This is a genomic window from Bartonella fuyuanensis, from assembly GCF_014197255.1.
In the GTDB taxonomy this organism is placed as follows: Bacteria; Pseudomonadota; Alphaproteobacteria; order Rhizobiales; family Rhizobiaceae; genus Bartonella; species Bartonella fuyuanensis.
In genome coordinates this window covers 1-1090 of the sequence record NZ_JACIFE010000077.1, presented here as the reverse complement: position 1 = coordinate 1090, position 1090 = coordinate 1, and the positions used below count along the sequence as shown (strand labels likewise).

Here is a 1090-nt window from a genome sequence, read left to right as displayed (position 1 = left end):
CGGAATACTCACACTCGCTGAAATGTTATTACTATGTCCTTCTTGCTTGCTTCCACCCCAATAATCGGGCTCACTGTGTTGATAGTTAAAATCCCACGCATCATTCATCCCTAAAATATTTTCTACCCTCAAGCCTGCTCTATAACGCGCATAACCCGTAGAGGCTTGTCCCATATTGTCATGAGAAACAGTAACCTTGAAAGTTTTATCGGGATGATTGTTAATATTGACAATGGTGCTCCCTTCTTCACGCCCTGGAAGAAGTTCGCTTTGAGCGTGCGCTGAACTCAAACGATTGATCTGATCAAGCCCCTGTTCAATATCGCGCATGTTCAGAACATGACCTTGAAGCCCAGGAAAAGCACTCCATACAACATTATTATAACGAGACGCCGGTGAACCATTATAGTAAATCTCTGAGAGCTTGCCCTCAACGACAATAAATTTCAACGTCTTACTGTTTTTAATATCTTGATCAGGAATGTAAAAACGCGCCGTCACATAGCCTTGATCCAAATAAACTTTGGTTAACTGCTTGATTAAGAGCTGAATATCAACAAGACCAATACATCTTCCAACATAAGGCCCTGTTACGGCTGATATAGAGCGCTTTTTGACATGATGCACTCCCTCAACAACAAGAGCATGAATTGGAAAACATTGTTTCCCATCCAAAAGCGTTTCTGGATTTTGCTCTGAAGGCGTCTTGATCCTTTTAGGCGTTAAAGACCGTAATTTCTCAATTCTTTCTAATTACTGCTTTTCTGAATACCTACGAGAAAAATTATCTGTTGGGGAATGAAAAATAGCTGAGGAGCGCGCATAAACATTTACACCTGTAAACAAACCAAAGAAAACAACAATGGCACGAAAAATTCTCAAAAGAGAACTTTGGCGTAAAAATACACAAAACAATACAGATTGCCCCCGCTTTGCACTATTCATGAAGCATGATTTAAAGGAACTTCATGGAACCGCTAACAACACCACTCAAAACAGCCACTGCCCTATGACGCTTTTAACAAAAGCACATGCCTCTGTGACCAAAGAAAAGTGGCACCCAAAACTACTTTATTTTAACTGCTGAGGA

At 40.6% G+C, this 1090-nt stretch carries 1 protein-coding gene and 1 pseudogene; one reads left to right on the top strand and one right to left on the bottom strand.

Annotation, left to right across the window (positions count from 1 at the left end; genetic code table 11):
* Positions 1-945, bottom strand: a pseudogene (locus tag GGR08_RS08005) (ShlB/FhaC/HecB family hemolysin secretion/activation protein); the annotation flags it as partial.
* On the opposite strand from GGR08_RS08005, the gene GGR08_RS08000 reads away from it, so the two are divergent.
* Complete coding sequence (locus GGR08_RS08000) at positions 863-1087, top strand: hypothetical protein (protein ID WP_183194765.1); 225 nt, start codon at positions 863-865, stop codon at positions 1085-1087. The pseudogene GGR08_RS08005 and the gene GGR08_RS08000 sit on opposite strands and share 83 nt — an antisense overlap.
* The last annotated feature ends 3 nt before the right edge of the window (positions 1088-1090 follow it).

Excerpts from the sequence above, each read along its gene's own strand:
- GGR08_RS08000 (WP_183194765.1), top strand. The coding sequence starts at position 863 with ATGGCACGAAAAATTCTCAAAAGAGAACTTTGGCGTAAAAATACACAA.